General features: G+C 53.0%; 17 protein-coding genes. 13 read left to right on the top strand and 4 right to left on the bottom strand.

From position 1 onward, the window contains the following. Positions 1 to 45: 45 nt before the first annotated feature. The 3 genes from yegD to VIJ98_RS12830 form a co-directional block, all read right to left on the bottom strand. Positions 46 to 1,398 (bottom strand): molecular chaperone, encoded by a 1,353-nt coding sequence (yegD, locus tag VIJ98_RS12840; RefSeq protein WP_323274346.1) that lies wholly within the window; start codon positions 1,396 to 1,398, stop codon positions 46 to 48. A 77-nt stretch (positions 1,399 to 1,475) separates the two neighbouring features. Beyond that, entirely contained in the window at positions 1,476 to 4,040 is a 2,565-nt protein-coding gene (locus tag VIJ98_RS12835; protein WP_323274344.1) for a diguanylate cyclase, read from the bottom strand. A 161-nt stretch (positions 4,041 to 4,201) separates the two neighbouring features. After that, positions 4,202 to 4,813, bottom strand: a complete 612-nt coding sequence (locus VIJ98_RS12830; RefSeq protein ID WP_323274342.1) for a phosphatase PAP2 family protein — start codon at positions 4,811 to 4,813, stop codon at positions 4,202 to 4,204. Between the two features lie 230 nt (positions 4,814 to 5,043). Between VIJ98_RS12830 and udk the strand changes: the two genes are divergently transcribed. The 3 genes from udk to asmA all read left to right on the top strand — a co-directional run bounded on the left by udk (position 5,044) and on the right by asmA (position 8,279). After that, on the top strand, positions 5,044 to 5,682 hold the full coding sequence (gene udk, locus VIJ98_RS12825) for a uridine kinase (RefSeq protein WP_008104883.1): 639 nt from the start codon (positions 5,044 to 5,046) through the stop codon (positions 5,680 to 5,682). A gap of 72 nt (positions 5,683 to 5,754) precedes the next feature. Beyond that, positions 5,755 to 6,336, top strand: coding sequence for a dCTP deaminase (dcd, locus tag VIJ98_RS12820; protein ID WP_007888946.1), 582 nt, complete (start codon positions 5,755 to 5,757; stop codon positions 6,334 to 6,336). 146 nt (positions 6,337 to 6,482) lie between these two features. Then, positions 6,483 to 8,279, top strand: coding sequence for an outer membrane assembly protein AsmA (asmA, locus tag VIJ98_RS12815; protein ID WP_323274340.1), 1,797 nt, complete (start codon positions 6,483 to 6,485; stop codon positions 8,277 to 8,279). Positions 8,280 to 8,664: 385 nt separating this feature from the next. Here asmA and VIJ98_RS12810 read toward each other — a convergent pair whose 3' ends face one another. Further along, positions 8,665 to 10,221, bottom strand: coding sequence for a TerC family protein (locus tag VIJ98_RS12810; RefSeq protein ID WP_323274338.1), 1,557 nt, complete (start codon positions 10,219 to 10,221; stop codon positions 8,665 to 8,667). A gap of 789 nt (positions 10,222 to 11,010) precedes the next feature. On the opposite strand from VIJ98_RS12810, the gene wbaP reads away from it, so the two are divergent. The 10 genes from wbaP to VIJ98_RS12760 all read left to right on the top strand — a co-directional run bounded on the left by wbaP (position 11,011) and on the right by VIJ98_RS12760 (position 22,643). After that, positions 11,011 to 12,444: an undecaprenyl-phosphate galactose phosphotransferase WbaP gene (gene wbaP / locus VIJ98_RS12805; RefSeq protein WP_008104880.1), complete on the top strand. Its 1,434-nt coding sequence runs from the start codon at positions 11,011 to 11,013 to the stop codon at positions 12,442 to 12,444. Positions 12,445 to 12,717: 273 nt separating this feature from the next. Continuing rightward, positions 12,718 to 13,848: a polysaccharide export protein gene (locus VIJ98_RS12800; protein ID WP_008104879.1), complete on the top strand. Its 1,131-nt coding sequence runs from the start codon at positions 12,718 to 12,720 to the stop codon at positions 13,846 to 13,848. Between the two features lie 9 nt (positions 13,849 to 13,857). Then, entirely contained in the window at positions 13,858 to 14,292 is a 435-nt protein-coding gene (locus tag VIJ98_RS12795) for a protein-tyrosine-phosphatase (RefSeq protein ID WP_008104877.1), read from the top strand. Positions 14,293 to 14,304: 12 nt separating this feature from the next. Next, the gene (gene wzc / locus VIJ98_RS12790; protein ID WP_008104875.1) at positions 14,305 to 16,482 is read left to right on the top strand and encodes a tyrosine-protein kinase Wzc; all 2,178 of its coding nucleotides are present in this window, start codon (positions 14,305 to 14,307) and stop codon (positions 16,480 to 16,482) included. Between the two features lie 181 nt (positions 16,483 to 16,663). After that, positions 16,664 to 17,800 (top strand): EpsG family protein, encoded by a 1,137-nt coding sequence (locus VIJ98_RS12785; protein ID WP_323274335.1) that lies wholly within the window; start codon positions 16,664 to 16,666, stop codon positions 17,798 to 17,800. 15 nt (positions 17,801 to 17,815) lie between these two features. Then, positions 17,816 to 18,538, top strand: a complete 723-nt coding sequence (locus VIJ98_RS12780) for an SGNH/GDSL hydrolase family protein (RefSeq protein WP_008104871.1) — start codon at positions 17,816 to 17,818, stop codon at positions 18,536 to 18,538. Positions 18,539 to 18,562: 24 nt separating this feature from the next. Then, complete coding sequence (locus tag VIJ98_RS12775; protein WP_008104869.1) at positions 18,563 to 19,741, top strand: acyltransferase; 1,179 nt, start codon at positions 18,563 to 18,565, stop codon at positions 19,739 to 19,741. A 74-nt stretch (positions 19,742 to 19,815) separates the two neighbouring features. Beyond that, entirely contained in the window at positions 19,816 to 20,733 is a 918-nt protein-coding gene (locus VIJ98_RS12770) for a glycosyltransferase family 2 protein (protein ID WP_008104867.1), read from the top strand. Positions 20,734 to 20,806: 73 nt separating this feature from the next. Continuing rightward, positions 20,807 to 21,559, top strand: a complete 753-nt coding sequence (locus VIJ98_RS12765) for a glycosyltransferase family 2 protein (RefSeq protein ID WP_323274332.1) — start codon at positions 20,807 to 20,809, stop codon at positions 21,557 to 21,559. A 49-nt stretch (positions 21,560 to 21,608) separates the two neighbouring features. Further along, positions 21,609 to 22,643: a glycosyltransferase gene (locus VIJ98_RS12760; protein WP_154155947.1), complete on the top strand. Its 1,035-nt coding sequence runs from the start codon at positions 21,609 to 21,611 to the stop codon at positions 22,641 to 22,643. The last annotated feature ends 49 nt before the right edge of the window (positions 22,644 to 22,692 follow it).

The following is a 22,692-nucleotide window of genomic DNA, read 5'->3' as shown; positions in this document are numbered from 1 at the left end:
GACCCTACAACGTTAAGCAGGGCGGCAATGATGCCGCCCTGACTTTTATCTGAACATCACTTCGGCCCAGCGGGCGAGGCCGGCGGTCACCGAGGCGAAGTCATCGCCGCTGGCGATAGGCGTATCGGGCAGCGCCTGCTGTAGTGCGGCGCGCAGCACCGGTGAACGTGCGCTACCGCCGGTGAGATAAATCACTTCTGGCTTGGTTTCGCAGGTGGCAAGCGCCAGATGCACTTGCTCCAGAATCCGTTCCAGCGGCTGGTTAATTGCTTCTTCCAGCTGTGCTGCGCTGATCTGCGCCTGCAATTGGGCGGCGATAAACGCCAGAGAGGCGTCGGTTTCTTTCACCTCCGACAGCGCAATCTTGCTCTCCTCCGCCGCACGCACCAGACGATAGCTCAGCTTCTGCTGCCACACTTTCAGCAGGTGCGCCACTTTGTCACTGTGTTCGGCATCGCGAATCAAATCGCGCAGCAGTTTGCCGCTGGCCGCAGAATAGAAGTTGCTTTGCGCCGGAACATCATTGATCGCCACCGCATTCCACCACGGCAGCGCAGGCAGCGCGGTGCCTTTTTGCGTATTGCCACCGAGGCCCAGCAGCGGCATCAGGGTTTTGAACGCCAGCATAATGTCGAGATCGTTTCCGCCCACGCGGCATCCGCTGTGGCCGAGCAAACTTTCACGGCGATCGGTTTTGTGACGCCATTCCGGGCCCATCAGCAGCATCGAGCAGTCGGTGGTACCGCCGCCGATATCGACTACCAATACGCGCGTCTCTTTCTGCAGCGTAGCTTCAAAATCCAGGCCCGCCGCCACCGGCTCAAACTGGAACTCGACATCACGGAAACCGGCGCGCTGTGCTGCACGCAGCAGAATGCCTTGCGCCTGCTGGTTAGCCTCTTCGCCGCCTAAACCCTGGAAGTTAATCGGGCGACCAATTACCGCTTGCTCAATCGGGCGATCGAGCTGGGTTTCACCTTGCTGACGAATGTGCAGCATCATGGCGCACACCAGATCTTCAAAGAAAGCGATCTGCTGCGGCTTCAGGCCATTAGCGCCGAGGAAGGATTTCGGTGACTTCACAAACCACACTTCTTCGGGATCGACCATGTATTGCTGCAGCGCAGTCAAACCGAACTGCACGCTGCCTGGCGTGACGTCGATATCTTCTTCGCGGTTATAACGCAGCGCACGCTGCAATAAGGCGGTGCCTTCGCTGTCTGGCGTTGGAACCTGGTGATGGCGATGCAGCCATTCGCTGATCGCTTCACGCGTTGGCGCACAAATCATGGAGGGAAGCAGGCGCTGACCATTCTCCAGTGTCAGCAGGCGCGGCGTGCCATTATCGCTGACCGCAATTGAGCAGTTTGCTGTGCCGTAATCGAATCCGATAAACATATTTATCCCCCATGCCGGAAAAAAGGGGGCGACTTTAGCGCAGCCAGCGCGGGCTGGCAATGGGCAGACGTGGCAGATTACATCTGCACTTCCTGATAAACGTGATACTGACCACGGCCCGCATGTTTTGCGCTGTAACAGGCGACATCGGCCTGTGACATCACCACATTGCTGATGCAGTTGCGTTGATCGATTTGCGTGATGCCGGCACTCGCGCCGACGTGATAAGGCTGATCCTGCCACATAAAGCGGTATTCGCTCACGGCGGTGACGATGCGCTGCACCACGTCGCGCACCTGATCCACTTCGCAATTTGGCAGCAACACGCCAAACTCATCGCCGCCCAAACGTGCCAGCATATCGCTGCTGCGCAGATGATGTGGCATCAGCTCTGCCAGTTCGCGCAGCAGCGCATCACCGGCGGCGTGGCCGGCGGTATCGTTCACCGCTTTGAATTTATCCAGATCGATAAACACCAATACGTGATGGCTATTATTGGCCGCCGCATCGTTCACCAACTGCTTTAAACGCTGCTCGAAGCTGTGACGATTTGGCAGGCGCGTCAGCATGTCATGTGAGGCGCTGTAGCTCAGACGCTTCATCACCTTGCGCGATTCACTGACATCCTGAATAACCATTACCGCGCCGATGCTGGCACCGGTCAGGGTTTTCAGCGGCGTAATGCTGTAATGAATCTCGACGCGCGTGCCGTCTGGCGTGTGCAGCACCAGCTCTTCATCGAGATCGGGGGAGATTTTTTCGCCCGGCAGCTGGCACAGCAACAGGTTGTCCACACGCGGCCCGCTCGCGCCTCGCGTGATGTTGAGTAGCTCGGTAATCGGCACGCCTGCCGCTTTTTCCTGCGGCCAGCCGCTCAGCGTTTCGGCCACCGGATTCATAAAGGTGACGCGCATTTCATCATCGGTACTGATCACCGCTTCGCCGATGGAATCGAGGGTGATCGCCATGCGCTCTTTTTCCTGGAACAGCGCTTCATTTAACGCGCGCAGCGGCGTGATGTCCTGACAGATGCCGAGCATACGTTCGATCTGCCCATCCTGACTCAGGATGCGGTTGGCCTCAGAACGCACGTAGCGCGGGCCTTCCGGCAAATTGATGCGATATTCCAGCTGGAAGGCGCTGCGACGTTCGATGGCTTGCTGTACCACCAGCGCGGCGGTTTCCCGTTCAGCCGGATCAAGCAGATGCACCCACAAATCGTAGGTGGGCGTTTGATGCGGACCTAAGCCAAATAGCTCATACATGCGCTTGTCCCACAGCATTTCACCGGTCAGCAGATTCCACTCCCACACGCCGATACCGCCAGCTTCGTTGGCCAGCGTGATGCGTTCCATCAGACGGCGATTAACCTGCTCGCTCTGCTTCAGCTCGGAGATATCGATAATCTGGGCGATGAAGTAGTGCGGCTGTTGCGCGGCGTCGCGCACCATCGAAACCGTTAGGCGCGCCCAGACGATCTCGCCATCCTTGCGGAAATAGCGCTTCTCCATGGTGTAGGTCATGATTTCACCCGCCACCAACCGTTCCAGCTGCTGCAAATCGCTGTTGAGATCGTCGGGATGGGTGATTTGCTGGAAAGTGAGTTTTTTTAGCTCATCTGCCGGAAAGCCTAGCGTCTGGCACAGCGACTGATTGACCTGCTGCCAGCCACCATTCGGCGCAACCAGCGCCATACCGATCGCGGAGTATTCCATGGCGTTACGGAAGCGGGTTTCGCTCTCGCTGATGTGATGTTTTTCGCGCTGAAAGGCGTCCATCACCAGCGCCATCACGTGGCTCGGCAGCAGCACCAACAGGAACGGCAGCCAGGTGCTGATCTGGCCGAGCAGCATGCCGTTTTGCGCCAGGTTGACCAAATTAAAGGCGAGCAGAATCGAGATGAAACTGGCATTGAGGAAGAACAGCAGAAAGGCTTCAAATTTTGGCAGCCGCACCGCACACCAGAACAGAATCACCACAATAAAAGTAAAGGGCCACGGCAGAAAACGCAGCGATAAATAGCTGGCGAGTAGCGTGCCAAGCAGCGTCAGGCAGGTTTCCAACTGACGGCCTGGCGTAAAAATCTGGCGCAGCGGTTTATTCGGCCACAGTAGTAACACCGGACCAAATGCCAGCACGCCGATCACTTCAGAAATCACCCAGGTCGAGAAGAAGGGCAGTGACGCGCTGCTACCGACATGCAGCATCCACAACGCCACCACGCCGCCGAGCAGAGGCGCAATCAGACCGGCGCACAGCGCAAAGCGCACCCAGTCGAGTAACGAATTAAGCGGGGCACGACGATCGAGCAGGGCGCGCAGCATCACACCGCCCAGAATTGCCTGCACCATATTTAAGATGGCGAATTTAATGTTGCTGAGCGCGGGACCAATAATGATCAGATTGGCCAGCGCGGTTCCCATCACGCAAGCAAATAGCAGCAAGGGAACGTGTCTGGAGTGCGCACGAAACACGATCACCGTCATTAGCGCGGTGGAGTACCAAAGCGGTGAAATACGTCCGCTGACAACAATCAGTTCCAGACAAAATAGCGTCAGTAGAAAAGTGAGCCCGCCAATGAGCAAGGCATTGAGCCAAATTCGTTGTGGTCTTTCTCGTGAAGTCAATATTTCGAGGGTCATGCAAGAATCCAGCTGCGCGCACCTGATTCACGATGGAAAATGCGCCAATCAATCACTATTTCGCATGCTAGCACATCTATTTAAGATTTCTGCCGGGAATTGCATTTAAGTCGTTATTCACTGAATTGATTGGCCCTTTGCGCGCAAAGGGCCAATCGGTGTTAGCGAAAAAGATCGGCGCGGGTATAGGGCTTTTCTAAGCCGGCAAGATTGGCAGAGAAGCGCTCAAGGAATTGTTGTGTGGTGGCGACGCGACCATGGCCCAGCAGCAGCAGCGGCACCAGCAGCGCAACGCCAATTTGCGGCAGACTAAAGCCCTTCAGCGAAGTGCGGCGCTGTGTCAGCAGGAATGCGGTGCTGAGCGTGAAACCGAGCATCAGGCCCGCCAGCACTTCGCTTTTTGAATGCGCGTGAATCACCAAACGTGAAAGACCGACCATCAGCGGGATCAGATAGCCGATACCGATGGTAAACAGACGCCAGCGCGGCGACCAGCGACCTGAGATCAACCACATCATCACCGGCCAGAGCGTGGCTGACATCGCGCTGTGTCCGCTTAAGCCGGTGAAGTTGAATCTGGCGCTACCAATACCAAAGCCGAGAAACAGTATTTTTGAGACGCTCACCACCAGGCCAGCCAGACCAAACGCCAGCACCCAATACCACACGGTTTGACGGTTGTCGCTTTTCCATGGCAATACCAGCGCGATAATCACCGCAGTCGGGATCAGCAACATGCTGTCGCCAAAATAGGTCAGGGTTTTCCAGCTCATACTTTTCCTTGCGGCTACATTCGGAGTGCCAACGCTCGCTTCAGTGTTGGCAGATGAACAGTGTATCGATTAAGCGTCTGGCTGCAAAAGGGGATATTCTGAAAAGCCGTTGGCCCATTTCTCTGGCATCAAACCGGTGAAATACCTATAATTGCCGCCAACTAACCCTCTCATTCGGCCCGTTGCAGCTTCGGCTTAGGCAGGCTCCAGTTATCAGGTCTTAAAAAAGTATGACTGACAAGTCTCATCAGTGCGTGATCGTTGGCATCGCAGGTGCATCCGCATCCGGAAAAAGTCTTATCGCCAGCACGCTCTATCGTGAAATCCGTGACCAGGTCGGTGACGAGCATATCGGTGTGATCCCCGAAGATGCCTACTATAAAGATCAGAGCCACCTCACCATGGAAGAGAGGGTGAAAACCAACTATGACCATCCGAGTGCGATGGATCATGATCTGTTGTTGCAGCACCTGCGCGCGTTGAAAGCCGGCCAGGAAATTGAGCTGCCGGTTTACAGCTATGTTGAGCACACCCGCACCAGCGATTGTATTCATCTCAAATCGAAGAAAGTCATCATCCTCGAAGGCATCTTGCTGTTAACCGACGCGCGCCTGCGCCAGGAGATGAATTTCTCCATCTTCGTCGATACGCCGCTGGATATCTGCCTGATGCGCCGCATGAAGCGCGATGTGAATGAGCGCGGCCGCTCAATGGATTCGGTGATGAGCCAGTATCAGAAGACCGTGCGTCCGATGTTCCTGCAATTTATTGAACCTTCCAAGCAGTACGCTGACATCATTGTGCCGCGCGGCGGAAAAAACCGTATCGCGATTGATATCCTCAAGGCCAAGATTAATCAGTATCTGTAACGACATGGCGTCCGCCCCGGCGTGACGCGCTGTCGTAGCCATTCGCTACACTTAATTCATGGAGTACCTGCGATGAGATTATGCGATCGCGATATTGAAGCCTGGCTGGACAACGGAAAGTTGGCGATTGAGCCGCGCCCGCCGGTGGAACGCATTAATGGCGCCACGGTTGATGTGCGCCTCGGCAACCAGTTCCGCACTTTTAGCGGCCACACTGCGGCGTTTATTGATTTGAGTGGTCCTAAACACGAAGTCAGTGCTGCGCTGGACCGCGTCATGAGCGATGAGATTGTGCTGCCGGAAGGCGAAGCCTTTTTCCTGCATCCCGGTGAGCTGGCGCTGGCGGTGACGCTGGAATCGGTCACCATTCCCGACGATCTGGTCGGCTGGCTGGATGGCCGCTCTTCGCTGGCGCGTCTGGGTTTGATGGTGCACGTTACGGCGCACCGTATCGATCCGGGCTGGCAGGGCCGTATCGTGCTGGAGTTTTATAACTCAGGCAAACTGCCGCTGGCGCTACGTCCAGGCATGTTAATTGGTGCTTTGAGCTTTGAGCCGTTGTCGGGCCCGGCTGCGCGACCGTATAACCGTCGCGAAGATGCCAAATATCGTGGTCAGCAGGGCGCGGATGCCAGCCGTATAGATAAAGACTGACTAAAACTAATGCTTGCCAAAATAATTCGAGTTGCAGCAAGGCGGCAAGCGAGTAAATCCCCGGAAGCTTACATCAATAAGTGACTGGGGTGAGCGAGCGCAGCCAACGCTGCGGCAACTTGAAGTATGACGGCAATGAGGAATTGATGAGAAGAGTGATAACTACGCTGGCCATCCTGTTAGTGGTGGTCGTAGCGGGCATGACAGCATTGGTGTTGCTGGTCAATCCCAACGACTTTCGTACCTATATGGTACAGCAGGTAGAGCAGCGCAGTGGTTATCAGCTTCAGGTGGGCGGCGATCTGCGCTGGCATGTCTGGCCGCAGCTCAGCATTCTCGCCGGGCGCATGAGTCTGACCGCGCCTGGCGCCACGCAGCCAATGGTCACCGCCGACAATATGCGGCTGGATGTCAATCTCTGGCCGCTGTTGTCGCATCAGCTGAGCGTCAGTCAGGTGATGCTGAAAAACGCCATCATCCGCGTGACGCCAGACAGCGCCGCGCAAAAACCTTCCGGTGCGCCGGTGGGTCCGGGTGATGCCGAGCCGGTGAGCAGCAGCAATAACGGCTGGTCATTCAACATTGGCAAATTGCGTCTTGCCGATAGTTTGCTGATTTGGCAGCAGCCAGGCGGCGATGAATACAATTTCCGCGACCTCAATCTCAACCTCGATCAGGATGCCAGCAAACAAGCCAGCATCAATTTGGCTACCCGAATTTCGCGTAATCAGCGCAATGTCAGCGTCAATCTCAAAGGGCAAATGAATGTGGCGCAGTATCCGCATCGTTTAGTCGGACAGTTGGATGAGATGAATTACGCCATCGACGGTGCCAATCTGCCGACGCAGGGGATAAAAGGCACCTTGAGCGGTCAGGGGGAATGGAACGGTGACAATCAGCATTTCTCTTTACAGAAGATGCAGCTCACCGCCAATGACAGCGCACTGGAAGGCAGCGCCGATGGACGTTTGGCGCTTCCACAGCAGCTTAATCTGGCGCTGCACGCTACCAGTTTGAATATTGACGCATTGATGGCGAATGCACCATCGACTGATAGCAGCGCGCCGCAGCAGGCTAACGTGACCAGCACGCCGGTTATTGCTGAGCCGCGTATGCGTGACAACAGCGACTCACCGCTGAATCAGCTGGATTTGACGCTCAACCTCACCGCAGATAACAGCGTGTGGCGCGGCCTGACGCTGACCAATTTGCAGCTCGACGGCAGCAATCAGCAAGGTTTGATGACCTTAAGTAAGCTGCAAGGCAAATTCGGCGAAGGACATTTCTCGGTCCCCGGCTCGTTAGATATTCGTAAACCGGTAACGCAAGTGGCGTTCCAGCCTGAGCTGGATAACATCGCCATTGCGCCATTGCTGAAAGCTTTAGAACTGCCAGAGACGCTGCAAGGTACCGTTTCGCTGAAAGGCGATATCAGCGGAGCGGGATTAAGCATTGAAGAGGCAAAACGCAACTGGCAGGGCAGTGCGGATCTGGAAGCAACTAATTTGCAGCTTTCGCAGCTGAATCTGCAACAGATGGTGCGACGTGCGGTGGCGCGCGTCAGTAATCGTGTCACCAACGATCAGCCCGACGATCAGGGCATTCAGCAATTGAGTGGACGCGTCACGCTTAAACAGGGCATTTTCAGCTTACCGGATCTGCAGGGCGGCAACAGTCGTCTGGCCGTGCAGACCAAAGGCAATGTCGATATGGTCAAACAGCAACTCGACGTCACCATTAATATGATGCTGCGCGGCTGGCAGGGCGACGACAAATTAGCTGCTCTGCTAAACCAGCAAACTATTCCGCTACGCATGTACGGCGGCTGGAATAATTTGCAGTACTCATTGCCAGTGGATGACGTGGTGCGTCAGCAGCTGCAAAGTGAAGCGAAGTCGCGCCTGAATCAGTGGCTGGATCGCCAGCAACCGGCGAGACCTTAACGTAAGGTCGCCATTCAGGGCGAAATGCCGAACAGTTAAGCGCAGAGCGACTTTCGTTCGCCGCGAAGTGGGGCAGTTGCAGCATCTTCGTGCGGCGACCGAGCAGAGAGCGCCTGGCCGCGCCCTCTGCACTCCCGGGCCTTGCGCCAGCCCAGCTCGCCGCTGCGCGGTGCCTTCACTCGTTCACGATTCCTGACGGACCGGTGGCGATTCGCTCCTGCTCAGCGCCACCTCTCGCCGCATCCATACGGCTCGCCCTGGAATCCCTCACTCGCTCAGCGAGATGGGATGTCGCCTTAACATCCGCGCTGCAGCCGCAATGCATTATCCTGCCTCCCCATCGCTGTAAATCCCGTAGGGTCGCCATTTATGGCGACCTGGTTGATTACGATGCGATCGGCATTATCTCCACCTTCTGCACGCGATGGTTTTCTACCTGCAACGTACGCAACAGATAATCGCCGATCTGCAACTCTTCGCCTTCCTGCGGCACATGTTGCAGGCTATCCATCAGCAATCCCGCCAGCGTGTGGTAATTGCGTTTTTCATCGAGTGGCAGCTGCACGTAGACGGCTAAATCCTCCAATGGCATATGACCGTTTGCCACCCAGCCGCCATCGGGCAGCACTTGAATATCATAGCGCGCATCAACTTTTTCCCCTTCAATCGGCAGATTGCCGGCGATGGTTTCCATCAGGTCGCTCAGCGTGACCACCCCTTCCACCGAACCAAACTCATCCACCACAAAGGCGAAGTGGGTGCGCGCATTGCGGAACTGCTCCAGCGCCTGCAATAAGGTGACGCGCTCAGGAAAGATCAGCGGCTGGCGAATCAACGAACGTAAATCCAGTGATTTGCTGTGCAACGATTGATGCAGCAAATCAATCACGTGCACCACGCCAAGTGGGTCGCGGCCCTGTTCGGTAACCAGAATGCGCGTGTGCTGATTACGATCGAGCTTCGCCATAATCTCCGCCGGATCTTCGCTGAGGTCGATATGCTCAACGTCGTGGCGCGAGGTCATGATGCTATTGATCTGGCGCTGACCAAGCCCCAGCACACGTGCAATCATGCGGCGTTCCTGGCGATTGAAGAGTGCACCTTCTTCGCCATCTGCCACCAGTGAAGCGGTGTCGGCGTCAAGTTCCGCACGTTGCGCTTCGCCGCGCAGAATACGTAGCACTGCTTCCGAGGTGCGCTGGCGCAGCGGACGTCCGGCGGTGAGGTAGCGGCGGCGATTAAACATCGCCAGTTGATTGAGTATCTCGATGACGATGGAGAATCCAATCGCCGCGTAGAGATAACCTTTCGGGATAATAAAGCCTAACCCTTCGGCCACCAGACTGAAGCCGATCATCAGCAGGAAGCTCAGGCAGAGAATCACAATGGTCGGATGGCCGTTGACGAAACGCGTCAGCGGCTTACTCGCCAGCAGCATCAGCAATATTGCCACCGTGACCGCCGCCATCATCACCGGCAGCTCATTCACCATGCCAACGGCGGTAATGACCGAGTCCAGCGAGAAGATGGCGTCCAGCACCACTATTTGCGCCACCACTGGCCAGAATTTAGCACCGTTCTTATTTTGACCAGTTTCTTCGTCAGCCCCTTCCAGACGGCTGTTTAACTCGGTGGTGGCTTTATAAAGCAGAAAGAAGCCGCCGCACAGCAGCAGCAGATCGCGGGCGCTGAACCCATGATTCAGCAGAGTGAACAGCGGTTTTGTCAGCGTAACCAGCCAGGAAAGTGAGGCGAGCAGCGCTAAACGCGACACCAGCGCGAGTAGCAGGCCAAAAATGCGCGCACGGTCGCGTTCCTTTGGCGGCAACTTTTCAACCAGAATGGCAATGAAAACCAGGTTATCAATGCCCAGCACCAGCTCCAGAACGATTAGCGTTACTAATCCGGCCCAGAGCGACGGATCAATGATCCACTCCAACATGTGTTAATCACCTTAATGTCTGTGCCATGCGCTTAATCTGATGATAGTGAAATGGCATAAAGCCTACAAATAGCTGCTAACGCGGTCAATGCACGGTGTTGCCAGGCAAGAAGAATAACCCTGATTGCCAATTTGCACAGATAAGATGAAAGTATGGATAAAAATTGCACCTGAATGATGGCGGCTATTATTTTTTTTCAGCAGACAAGTACGTGCATTTTTAATGCAGCGTATTGCGTCGTTGAGTATCGAATTAATCTGAATTTTGCAGAGGAATGGCCTGAAAGGGCTGGCATCAATACTTATGGCTGGTAGTCTTTTTCCTAAAATAGTGCAGGGAAGACGGGGCCTACTTGTAAACAAGCCAGTAATAACTAGTATAGCAACGTGTTAGTAAATGTCTGCGCCGATGTTGTTAATAGCGTGCTCCTTAGCCATCTAATGTTGCGAATTGTGATCGCACGCGGACCACGGCCAGTAATTAGCGCAAAAATGCCGCATAAAACAAGCTGTAATTAGGATGATGAAAGCGGTATTGGCAGCGACAGCCAAGGGCGGTAGCGTGCCTGAAGCGCCTTTCTCTTGGTTTAACGGTCTGCCACTGTGGTAAGGGAAGTCGGACTAATCTGTTGGTATTAATCACAATTCTCTTGCTTACTATTGTGAGAATTGATTTGGCCTCAGAGAATTTACCGCAGATTGCCTCAACAAATGCAGTGAATGTTTCGCTCGTTTATTAAACAGCGTTGAGGCATTAGGGATTAAAGAAATAATATAAAAGAGTTAAATATGCGCGATAACGAAATTACATATAAAAGTCTTCTGACCAAAATTTTACTGGCGTGCTCGGATTTAATTTGTTTCAACGCAGCATTGTTTATTGCCATGGCGTTGATTAATTCGTTTACCCATTCTCCACTGGCAGATATATCTGAAAAATACCTGCATTTAAAAATCGCTACTCACATTGCGTTATCGGTTATTTGCGTAGGCTGGTTCTGGGTTCGCCTGCGTCATTATACTTACCGCAAACCATTCTGGTTCGAGCTCAAAGAGATCTTTCGTACCATTCTTATTTTCTCTGTCATTGATTTGTCAATTTCAGCACTTTCACAATGGCAAATGTCGCGCTTTGTCTGGGTAGCGACCTGGGTTCTGGCATTGATTCTGATTCCATTAGCACGCGCAATCTCTAAACGTGTGCTGAATCATTACGGTATGTGGAAGAAGCAAACCATCATCATCGGCAGCAGCCGCAACGCGCAGGAAGCCTGGCAGGCGCTGCAGAGCGAAGAAGTGATGGGTTTTGATGTTATCGCCTTCTTCGATGTCGATAAAAGCAGCCCGCAGGCCAGCATCTCTGGCGTACCAGTGCTGCACAACGAACAAGAGCTGTGGCAGCTGACCAACAGCGAAACCCAGTTCATTGTGGCGGTGGAGTTTGAACAGAGCCAGCACCGCGATCACTGGCTGAAAACGCTGGCGATGCACAATTGCCGTTCCGTTTCCGTGATCCCAACGCTGCGTGGTGTACCGCTGTATGGCACCGACATGGCTTATATCTTCAGCCATGAAGTGATGATTCTGCGCGTGAATAACAACCTGGCGAAGCGCACTTCGCGTTTCCTTAAGCGTGCATTCGATATCGTCGGCGCACTGAGCATTATCCTGGCACTGTCACCGGCATTACTGGTACTCGGCTTTATGGTTGGCCGCGATGGCGGACCACCGATTTACGGTCATGAACGTGTAGGTCTGGGCGGACGTAAGTTCAAATGCCTGAAATTCCGCTCCATGGTGATCAACTCGAAAGAGGTGCTGGAAGAGGTACTGCGTACCGATCCTGTTGCCCGCGCCGAGTGGGATAAAGATTTCAAACTGAAGAACGATCCGCGCATTACCAAAGTCGGTCATTTCATCCGTAAGACCAGTCTGGATGAGCTGCCGCAGCTGTGGAACGTAGTACGTGGCGATATGAGCCTGGTGGGTCCGCGCCCGGTTATTGAAGATGAACTCTGCCGTTATGCCGGTGATGTCGATTATTACCTGATGGCGAAACCAGGCATGACGGGATTGTGGCAGGTTAGCGGTCGTAACGACGTTGACTATGAAACACGCGTCTATTTTGACTCGTGGTATGTCAAAAACTGGTCGCTGTGGAACGACATTGCGATTCTGTTTAAGACGGTTGGCGTAGTGCTGAAACGCGATGGCGCCTATTGATAGACAGCGAGGTCGGGGAGGGCATGACTTCCCCGATTGAAAACTGCGGGTGCTGAATGTGTCGTTATTAGACAGCTGCACTGATTGAGTCTGTATAAACCATTTTAATTGATGTCGTCTTTAGACTCGGTGACAACATAAAACCAAGGGAGCGCATAATAATGACCCACAGTTTCAGTGTTTAACCTGTCATATTCCATTTTTGTAAGACGCTACACAGCGGGCGATTTCGCCTCTATCAATCAATAACTGATAGCGAAGAATCAGATGATAATGAAAATTAAATTGATACCTTTACTGGTATCCGCGACTTTTCTCTCCGGATGTACCATTGAGCCGGGTTCTCACCTTTCCACCAGTGGAAAAGATGTCATAGAGCAACAGGATAGCAACTATGACATCGACAAATATGTCAACGTCTTCCCGCTGACGCCGCGTCTGGTTGAACAGATGCGTCCGAAGCCGTTAGTCGCTCAGGCTAACCCAATGCTGCAAAATGAAATTCAGAGCTACGAATACCGCATCGGTGTTGGCGACGTGCTGAACGTCACCGTCTGGGATCACCCAGAGTTGACCACACCAGCCGGTCAGTACCGTAGCGCCAGCGACACCGGTAACTGGGTGCAGGCTGATGGCACTATTTTCTATCCGTACATCGGTAAAGTGCGTGTAGCAGGTCGAACTGTCACCGAGATCCGCACCGAAGTGGCGCGTCGTCTGGCACAGTTCATTGAAAGCCCGCAGGTTGACGTAAACGTCGCCTCATTCCGTTCACAGAAAGCCTACGTGACCGGTTCAGTCACCACTTCCGGACAGCAGCCGATCACTAACGTGCCGCTGACCGTGCTGGATGCCGTTAACGCCGCAGGCGGTTTAGCCGCCGACGCTGACTGGCGCAACGTGGTGCTGACGCACAACGGCAAAGAACAACGTCTTTCGTTGCAGGCGCTGATGCAAAACGGCGACCTGAGCCAAAACCATCTGCTCTATCCGGGCGACATCCTTTACGTGCCACGTAACGACGATCTCAAAGTCTTCGTGATGGGCGAAGTGAAGCAGCAGTCAACGCTGAAGATGGACCGCAGCGGCATGACGCTGGCCGAAGCGCTGGGCAACTCGCAGGGTATGGATCAGACCACATCTGATGCTACCGGCGTGTTCGTGATTCGTCCGATTCGCGGCGCCAACCGCACCAAGATCGCCAACATCTATCAGTTGAATACCAAAGATGCGGCATCGATGGTAATGGGCACCGAATTCCAACTGGAGCCATACGACATCGTCTATGTCACCGCTACACCACTTACCCGTTGGAACCGTGTGATTTCAAGCCTGCTGCCGACCATCGTAGGTGTTGACGATGCCAGCTCCGCGGCGCTTCGTTTCCGCAACTGGTCGAACTAAGGGTTCGCCATGATTAAGTCCGTGTTAGTCGTCTGCGTCGGCAACATTTGCCGCTCCCCAACCGGGGAGCGTCTGTTCAAGCGCGCGCTACCAAACACCCGGATCGCCTCAGCAGGGCTCAGTGCCCTGAAAGGTTATCCGGCGGACCAGAAAGCCCTCGATGTGGCCGCCGATCACGGTGTGTCGCTCGATGGTCATCAGGCACAGCAGTTAACGGCCAGCATGTGCCGTGACTATGACCTGATTCTGGTAATGGAAAAGCGCCACGTTGAGCAGGTGAATCGCATCGATCCAGCCGCACGCGGAAAAACCATGCTGCTTGGCCACTGGCTCAATCAGCAGGAAATTGCGGATCCGTACAAAAAAAGTCGCGAGGCCTTTGAAGAGGTCTACGGGTTACTGGAAAACGCTACCCAGAAATGGGTCAACGTATTAAGCCGATAGTTGGGATTATCCATGAATATCAAAAACAAGGTTATGACCGCGCCAAAGGAAGATTCGAATGGATGGGATCTGGCGCATCTTGTGGGACAGCTGATTGATCATCGCTGGATCATTGTTGCCGTTACCGCCTTCTTCATGCTGGTGGCGACGCTCTACACACTGTTTGCTACACCAATCTACAGCGCAGATGCGTTAGTGCAGGTTGAGCAGAAGAATGCCAGCTCAGTACTTAATGAGTTAGACAGCATTCTGCCGCCAACGCCGGCGTCCGATACCGAGATTCAGATTCTTGAATCACGTATGGTTATCGGTAAAACCGTTGACGATCTGGGTCTGGATACCGTTGTCACTCAGAACTATTTCCCGGTGATTGGTAAAGGTCTGTCGCGCCTGATGGGTAACAAGCCATCTACGGTCGCGATCTCCCGCCTGGAAATTCCACGCACCATCGATAAGCGTACCGTTGAACTGGAAGTGACCGGTCCTGACTCGTACACCGTGTCAGCGGATGGTGATGAGCTGTTCAAAGGTAAAGTCGGTCAGCTGGAAACGCACGGTGAAGTGACCATGCTGGTGAGCGGCATCAATGCTGATGAAGGCACCAGCTTCAGCGTTACCAAGCTGAACGAGCTGCAGGCGATCAACTCCGTGCTGGCCAACCTGACCGTTGCGGACAAAGGCAAAGACACCGGCGTGCTGGGTCTGGAATATCTGGGTGAAGATCCAGAGCAGATCAGCAAAGTGCTGAACCAAATCGTCAATAACTACCTGCTGCAGAACGTTGAACGTAAATCTGAGCAAGCGGAAAAGAGCCTCGAATTCCTGCGCAATCAGCTGCCGCAAGTGCGTGGCAAACTGGATGATGCGGAAGACAAGCTGAATACCTTCCGTCGCCAGAACGAGTCGGTTGACCTGTCGCTGGAAGCGAAATCTGCGCTGGATTCTTCTGTCAGCGTACAGAGCCAGTTGAACGAACTGACCTTCCGTGAAGCCGAAGTGTCTCAGCTGTTTACCAAAGATCACCCAACCTATCGCGCCTTGCTGGAAAAACGCAAAACGCTGGAAAATGAACAGGCAACGCTGAATAAAAAGATTTCTCAGATGCCACAAACGCAGCAAGAGATCTTGCGTCTGACGCGTGATGTGCAGTCTGGTCAGGAAATCTACATGCAGTTGCTGAACCGTCAGCAAGAGCTGGGTATCAGTAAAGCCAGCACCGTGGGTGATGTGCGCATCATCGATGGCGCAGCAACCGGCAACAGCCCAGTAGCACCGAAGAAACTGCTGATCATCGCGGCGAGCCTGATTCTGGGTCTGATGGTTTCTGTTGGTCTGGTTCTGATGAAAGCGCTGCTGCATCACGGTATCGAGAATCCAGAACAGCTGGAAGAGCTGGGCATGAACGTGTATGCGAGCGTGCCGCTGTCTGAATGGCAACGTAAGAAAGATACCGAAGCACTGGCGCGTCGTGGCAACAAGGTGAAAACCGATCCACACGAAACGCTGCTGGCGCTGGGTAATCCTACTGACCTGTCAATCGAAGCGATTCGTAGCCTGCGTACCAGCCTGCACTTCGCGATGATGGAAGCGAAAAATAACATCCTGATGATCACCGGCGCCAGCCCAGGCATTGGTAAAACCTTTATCTGTGCCAACCTGGCAACGCTGGTAGCAAAAGCGGGCCAGCGCGTACTGTTCATCGATGGTGATATGCGTCGCGGTTACACCCACGAATTGCTGTCAGCCGATAACAAATCCGGTCTGTCTAACGTGTTGTCGGGCAAAACCGAGTTCAGCCCAGCATTGATTCAGAAAGGTGCGTACGGTTTTGATTTCCTGCCACGCGGCCAGGTCCCACCAAACCCGTCTGAACTGCTGATGCATCGTCGCATGGGTGAGCTGCTGGATTGGGCGAGCAAGAACTACGATCTGGTGTTGATCGATACGCCACCGATTCTGGCGGTAACCGATGCATCGATCATCGGCAAACTGGCTGGTACTTCGCTGATGGTAGCGCGTTTTGAAACCAACACGCCGAAAGAACTGGATGTCAGCTTCAAACGCTTTGCTCAGAACGGTATTGAGATTAAAGGTGTGATCCTCAACGCCGTGGTGCGTAAAGCCGCCAACTCGTATGGTTACGGTTACGACTATTACGATTACGAGTATGGCAAACCGACTAAAAGTTAATTTGCCCGTCATTCACTGTTAATGATGAGGGTAATCCGGTGAAGAGAGGGGCGGGTTGACCGCCCCTTTTGATTGCACCGTTTGAATGACGACACGCAACGATTTACACAGGTGATTCTCTTTATAACGCCAAAAAAAGCCACTGTTGGCATGAGAACTTGTGGAATTAAGGAATCACACCATGGCTCCATATTGGTATTTATCAGGGTTTGTACTGTTGCTTGCGCTGGTCGAAATCCTGTTGAAGAAAGACGAACGAACCACCCATATTCTGACTTATCTGCTGTGCATCGCCACCGTCACGCTGATTATCTTCGCCGGCATTCGCGGTCTCGGCACCGGGATGGACGACTATCAATATCGCAGCTTCTTTGCTGACTTCATCCGCCGTATTGAGGTCAACGGTTTTGCTAACACCGTCGCCTTCTTCCGTTACGAACCGCTGATTTTTGCTATCGCGTGGATCACCAGCCTGTTTTCACACAATGCCAGCGTGTTCCTGTTTATGTTCAGTATTCTGGCGGTATCGACTAACGCTATCTTCTTTAAAAAGATGTCGCCGTATCCGGTATTGGCATTGGCGCTCTACTCGGCGCACATCTTTATTAACAAAGACGTTAACCAGATTCGTTTTGGCCTGAGTTCGGCGCTGTTTCTTGGCGTGATCTGGACGATTTACCTCAAGCAATACTGGTGGGCGTTTGCCTTCTTTATTCTGTCCTTCCTCAGTCACAACACCGCAGTAATGGTGGTGACCATCATTCCGTTCCTGTTTATTCGGGAATCGCGCTGGTGGCCAGTGGCCATCATCATGTTCAGTGTGCCACTTTCGGTGGTGGGCGGAACCGGCTTTATTGCCTTGATCGCCGGACATTTGGGATCGATGGGTGAGAGGGCCGCAGGCTACAGTAACGAAGCCTCGAATGCCGGTGACGGCAGCGTGGTGTCGGTGTCAAACCTGAAAAACATCATGCTGGTGTTCATTTTCGTCTACTTCATGCTGAGCAACCAGCTCAAGCGCGAACAGTACGACGTGTGGAAGCTGAACTACCTGCTGATTCTGACCTTCGCGATCGGCGGCGGCATCAGGATCTTCTTCTATAACTACTCATCGGGTGCGCGCCTGTCGAACTACCTGCTGCAGGTCGAACCGATTATTTTGACGTCGCTTATTTATCAGTCGAAACGGGTACTGAAGCCGGCGATGTTTGCGATGTTTGCTTTCTTCCTTGTTTATTACCTCTATTACAACACGATCTCACTGAAGCAAGCCGTTGTCGGCTATGAAGTTGCTCGTGAATTCAAATTGTTTCATTAACCGATGAGAGGAAATATGCGGAAGACCTTACTGGCATTTCTGATCACCTCTGCGCCGTTGCTGGCGCAGGCAGACGATCATCCCGGCACCTTTATCATCGCGGCCTACGGTGACTCGACCACCGCAGGCGTTACCGCTTCGGGCGGTCGTAACATCATCAGTCAAAACAACGAAGTGAGTTTTTTGCAGCAGATGTTGCGCGAGAAGTACGGCAACAACATTGAGGTGAAGAACCACGGCATGCCGGGCGCACAGGTTTCGGTGCTGGTTTACAACAAAGACAATACGCCGATGGATTGGTCAGAACGCATGGCGAAATCCGATGCCAACATGATCCTGATTAACTATGCGATCAATGATGCGCGCATTAACTTCTTCAAAGACAAAGGCGAGCGCATTGAAACGCCGGAAGAGTACAAGCGCATCATCACCGAGCTGGTGAAAGGCGCCAAGGCAAACAACAAACTGGTGGTTCTTCAGGAACCGAATCCAATTTGTGGCAAAGCCGAGCGCTGGAACGTCTGGCCGTATGTTTACCAGTTAAATGAAGTGGCTAAAGAGCAGCAAGTTCCGATTGTGAAGCAGTTCAGCGTCATCAAAGAAAACCGTGACTGGCAATCTGAGATGTCGCCCGATTGCATTCACCCCAATGAGATGCTTTATAAACAGAAAGCAGAAAGAACCTTCAACGTCTTAAGCAGCACTTTCGATAGCGTTTTGTCACGGCACAGCAGCTAACCCAACTCAGATTCAGGAGCTGACATGTATGTATTAATCATGGTGCTGTCATTTTGTCTGGCGCTAATCATTCTGCGAGTATTCTCCTTCCACAAAGGCGTTTACAACGAAAGCGGTATTAAAAGTATCTCTGGTATGCGCGCGTTGCTGGCCAGCATCGTCGCGTTCTCACACTTTGCCCACTACATCTATTCGTTGGATGGTCAGTGGGTGTTCGATAAAGACTATTTTGCCTGGTTCTCTGAAGGTAATTTCTTCGTTAACTCCGGCAAATTTGGTGTGCTGCTGTTCTTCATGATCTCCGCCTTCCTGTTCTATCGCTGGCTGGATAATGAAACCCTGACGCCAGGGCAACTGACGCATAAGCTGCTCAAGTCGCGTATCCGCCGTATTGTCCCGATGTTCTGGTTCTCCGGTTTTGTCATCATCGCGGTGGGCGTGGTGCAGGGCGATCTCACTTATAGCCTGACGGCGGTGAAAGATGCCGTGTTGTGGTTGCTGTTTATTGGCAGCTATCGCATTGGTGATTTCCTGACGGCGGATGTGAACGCGGGTGTTGAGTGGACATTGCGCCTCGAATGGCTGCTGTATCTGTCGATTCCACTGATTTACGTTCTCAACCGCGCCACTAAAGGCAAATACAAAACGCTGCTGATTCTCGGCTCAATCGGCGTGATTTTCTGTGTGGCGGTTGGCCTGCGTCTGTGGGGTAAAACCTATACCGATCCGCGTCCGGTGCTGGGCTTCGCCATGGGTTATCTGGCGTATAAATATCGCGACATGTTTGCGCACTACAAAACCTCCAGTCTGGCCGGCTTTGCGGTGATTGTGCTGTCGCTGTTCTCGCTGTCGTTCACCAGCAACACCTTCTGGTATCTGATTTTCCTCTGCTGCCTGACGGTGATCTTCTTTATTGTCAGCAGCGGCAACGCCGTGTTTGGCATTCTGGAAAACAAAACCCTGATGTCGATTGGTGAGGTGAGTTACAGCCTGTATCTGATTCACGGTGTGGTGCTCTATTTCATCAAGCAGATCCCGGAAACGCTCTATCCGCATTCGTTCCTGTTCTACACCTTGCTTTCAACGCTGTTCTTTGTCGCCTCTTTCTATGTGGCGAAACTGACTTACCTGTTTGTCGAGAAACCGTTTATCGGCAGTAGCAACAAGAAGAAAGTGGCGATGAAGACCTCGCCGACAAATTAGGACATCACCCATTATTCTTTTGAGCCCACAAGTTATATCATTGATTTTGTAACTTTTTTAATGAGGTGCTGGCAATGCAGGAGATTCGCTTCTCAATTGTTATTCCCGCGTATAACGCGTCGAAATCGATTGTCACGACGCTAGATTGCGTCAAAGCGCAAACCTATCGCAATTTTGAAGTCATTATTGTTGATGACAAATCGGCCGATGCGGCCGAACTGGCGCAGGTGGTGCGCAGCGAGCGTTATCAGGATTTGGATATCAAACTGGAGCTGTCTGAGGTCAAACTCAACGGCGCCGGCGCCCGTAACAAAGGTATTGAGCTGGCAAGCGGCGACTTTATCAGCTTTCTCGATGCCGACGATGAGTGGCATCCGGACAAGTTGCTTGTCGCCAGTGAAACCATCGCCAAGCTGGAAGCGCAGGGCAAATCGCGCTACGTCATCTTTAGTCAGGTGAACATCCATCAGGATGGTAGCTTCCTCAAGGTGATGCCGATGCAACCGCCCGGTAAGAACGAAACCGTGGCCGAGTATCTGTTTGGCTGTTATGGCTTTATTCAAACCAGCACCATTGTGCTGAAGCGCGAAGATGCGGCGAAGATCCAGTTTGATGCGCGCTATATTCGCCATCAGGATTATGATTTCTGCATCCGCGCCGACCGCATGGGTTACGCATTTGTGATGATCGACAAGCCGCTGGCAACGTACCATCTGGTGACCAAATTTGGTTCCAAGCATAAAGGCGAATCGGTCAAATACTCCTTCTTCTGGCTCGATACCATGAAGCCGCATCTGACCACACGCGACATCCACACTTACAAGGCGTTCAAGCTGCCGCTGCGCTACAAGATGGATGGTAAATCGCTGCAGGCCAGCCTCAGCTTTGCACGCTACTTCTTCCTCACCAACCGTGATAATCGCGCCTACTTCATGAATCGCCTGCTCGATAAGGTGAAGTCGCGCTTCTCGGGCAGAAGAGCCGTCTCCTGATTCACTTATAAACACTTTCACTTGCTCCCTATATGGGGGCAATTTTTTGGTTCCTGAAACTCCGGGTAGACAAATGACAAATCATGTTGGCACCGTCGGTATTGTGATGCCGATGTATAACGCGCGAAATACCGTTCTGCGCGCGGTTGAGTCGATCATCAACCAGACCTACAGCGACTGGCATCTTTACCTGATCAACGACAAATCCACCGATGATTCACTGGCCTTTATGCGTGAACATTGCCAGGACGCACGCATCACCATTCTCGACAATGAAGTGAATCAGGGCGCGGCCGAAACCCGTAACGTTGGATTGCGTGCAGCGAAGGAAGAGATCATCGCGTTTCTCGATAGCGACGACGAGTGGCACCGCGAAAAACTGGCCGAACAGACGGCTGCGATTGCCGCCGGCGACGATTTCGTGATCACGCACTATCACTACAAAACCAAAACCGCTGACCACGATATCAACTACAGCAAACCCTACCTGCAACAGGAAAACTTCGTTAAGAAGCAGTATCGCGTTTGCTTCTCCTCGGTGTGTTTCCGCCGTCCTCCACAGGGCATCTTCTTCCAGCGTAAAGGCCACGAAGACTTCCTGTTCCTCTATGAATTGTTCCTCCGCTACAAACAAGCCCGCGTAATCCAGAAAACCCTGGTCAACTATTACGAGTTGGGCGATTCACTGTCGCGCAACAAAAATAAAGCGGCGAAGTGGCACCTCGAATTATTAAGAATTATCTATAAAAACAATCCGTTAAAAGTATATTACTATTACACATGGTACATGGTGAACGGCGTCCTCTTCGCCTTAAAACACCGTTAAGCGCAACGGTGCTTAGCTGCTTTTATATTGTTTGAGGTGGAAGGGATTTATGAAAAAGATCGTTTTGGTGATTAAAGATGCCTACTCGTATGCGGGCACTGAAAACATCTGCAACTTTATGTCTGAGTGCCTCGGCGAGCAGCATGAAGTCACCATTTACTCGCTGGAAGGCAACGGCAAAACCTTTTATCCGTTCGAACGGGTGAAGAAAATTGTCAGCTTTGAAGGCCACAGCAACCCGATTAAAAGCGCCGTCGCAAGTATTCATCAGGAAGGCTTCGACAGCGTATTCCTGATCAGCATGGGCCGCCTGAGCGTGATGTTCGCCTTCTGGAACCTGATGGCGCTGAAGAAGAAGCGCTTCAAAGCTTATGCCTGCGAACACATCGCGATTAACTCGTTCAGCAAGCCAATTAAGCTGCTGAAGTGGCTGATGCTGCGCTATTACGATCAGGTGATCGTCCTGACTGACAAAGATCATCAGGTATTTAACCGCTGGAACATTGCCAGCCAGCAAATCCCCAATCCGGTAGTGTACAAAGCGTTTCAACGTCAAACGCGCAGCCGTCAGGCGCTGGCGGTGGGGCGCCTGGATAACCAGAAAGGTTTCGACCTGTTGCTGGATATCTGGGCCGACTTCAGTAAGAAGCATCCCGAGTGGAAACTGGTGATTGCCGGTGACGGCGAACTGCGCCAGCAGCTGCACGATCAGGCTGCCGCGTTAGGTATCACTAACAGCGTCAATTTCGTCGGCAAAGTTAGCAACATCAACGATTACTACCGCGAAAGCGACATGGCGCTGATGACCTCGCGCTATGAAGGTTTGCCGCTGGTGCTGCTGGAAGCCAAATCCTGGTCGCTGCCGGTGGTGGCGTACGATTGCCCAACCGGGCCGCAGGAGATCATCAATCACGGTGAAGATGGCTTCCTGGTGCCGATGAACGACAAAACCACGTTTATTAAGCGTATGGAGCAGCTCGCCAGCGATGATGGCCTGTTCTATGCGATGAGTGAAAAAACCAAAGAAACCGCGCTCAAGTTTGACGGTAACCAGATCAAGCAGAGCTGGCTCGCGCTTGTTTAGCGACAATTATCGTGCCTCGGGAATCCTTTTTGGCCGCACAACCACGGGA

This window comes from Pantoea sp. S18 (assembly GCF_045689705.1).
Lineage (GTDB): Bacteria > Pseudomonadota > Gammaproteobacteria > Enterobacterales > Enterobacteriaceae > Pantoea > Pantoea symbiotica.
This window is presented reverse-complemented; position numbering and strand designations above follow the sequence as displayed.

Bases quoted from the DNA above. Each gene is read 5' to 3' on its own strand.
- yegD (WP_323274346.1), bottom strand. From the start codon at position 1,398: ATGTTTATCGGATTCGATTACGGCACAGCAAACTGCTCAATTGCGGTC.
- VIJ98_RS12835 (WP_323274344.1), bottom strand. From the start codon at position 4,040: ATGACCCTCGAAATATTGACTTCACGAGAAAGACCACAACGAATTTGG.
- VIJ98_RS12830 (WP_323274342.1), bottom strand. From the start codon at position 4,813: ATGAGCTGGAAAACCCTGACCTATTTTGGCGACAGCATGTTGCTGATC.
- udk (WP_008104883.1), top strand. From the start codon at position 5,044: ATGACTGACAAGTCTCATCAGTGCGTGATCGTTGGCATCGCAGGTGCA.
- dcd (WP_007888946.1), top strand. From the start codon at position 5,755: ATGAGATTATGCGATCGCGATATTGAAGCCTGGCTGGACAACGGAAAG.
- asmA (WP_323274340.1), top strand. From the start codon at position 6,483: ATGAGAAGAGTGATAACTACGCTGGCCATCCTGTTAGTGGTGGTCGTA.
- VIJ98_RS12810 (WP_323274338.1), bottom strand. From the start codon at position 10,221: ATGTTGGAGTGGATCATTGATCCGTCGCTCTGGGCCGGATTAGTAACG.
- wbaP (WP_008104880.1), top strand. From the start codon at position 11,011: ATGCGCGATAACGAAATTACATATAAAAGTCTTCTGACCAAAATTTTA.
- VIJ98_RS12800 (WP_008104879.1), top strand. From the start codon at position 12,718: ATGAAAATTAAATTGATACCTTTACTGGTATCCGCGACTTTTCTCTCC.
- VIJ98_RS12795 (WP_008104877.1), top strand. From the start codon at position 13,858: ATGATTAAGTCCGTGTTAGTCGTCTGCGTCGGCAACATTTGCCGCTCC.
- wzc (WP_008104875.1), top strand. From the start codon at position 14,305: ATGAATATCAAAAACAAGGTTATGACCGCGCCAAAGGAAGATTCGAAT.
- VIJ98_RS12785 (WP_323274335.1), top strand. From the start codon at position 16,664: ATGGCTCCATATTGGTATTTATCAGGGTTTGTACTGTTGCTTGCGCTG.
- VIJ98_RS12780 (WP_008104871.1), top strand. From the start codon at position 17,816: ATGCGGAAGACCTTACTGGCATTTCTGATCACCTCTGCGCCGTTGCTG.
- VIJ98_RS12775 (WP_008104869.1), top strand. From the start codon at position 18,563: ATGTATGTATTAATCATGGTGCTGTCATTTTGTCTGGCGCTAATCATT.
- VIJ98_RS12770 (WP_008104867.1), top strand. From the start codon at position 19,816: ATGCAGGAGATTCGCTTCTCAATTGTTATTCCCGCGTATAACGCGTCG.
- VIJ98_RS12765 (WP_323274332.1), top strand. From the start codon at position 20,807: ATGACAAATCATGTTGGCACCGTCGGTATTGTGATGCCGATGTATAAC.
- VIJ98_RS12760 (WP_154155947.1), top strand. From the start codon at position 21,609: ATGAAAAAGATCGTTTTGGTGATTAAAGATGCCTACTCGTATGCGGGC.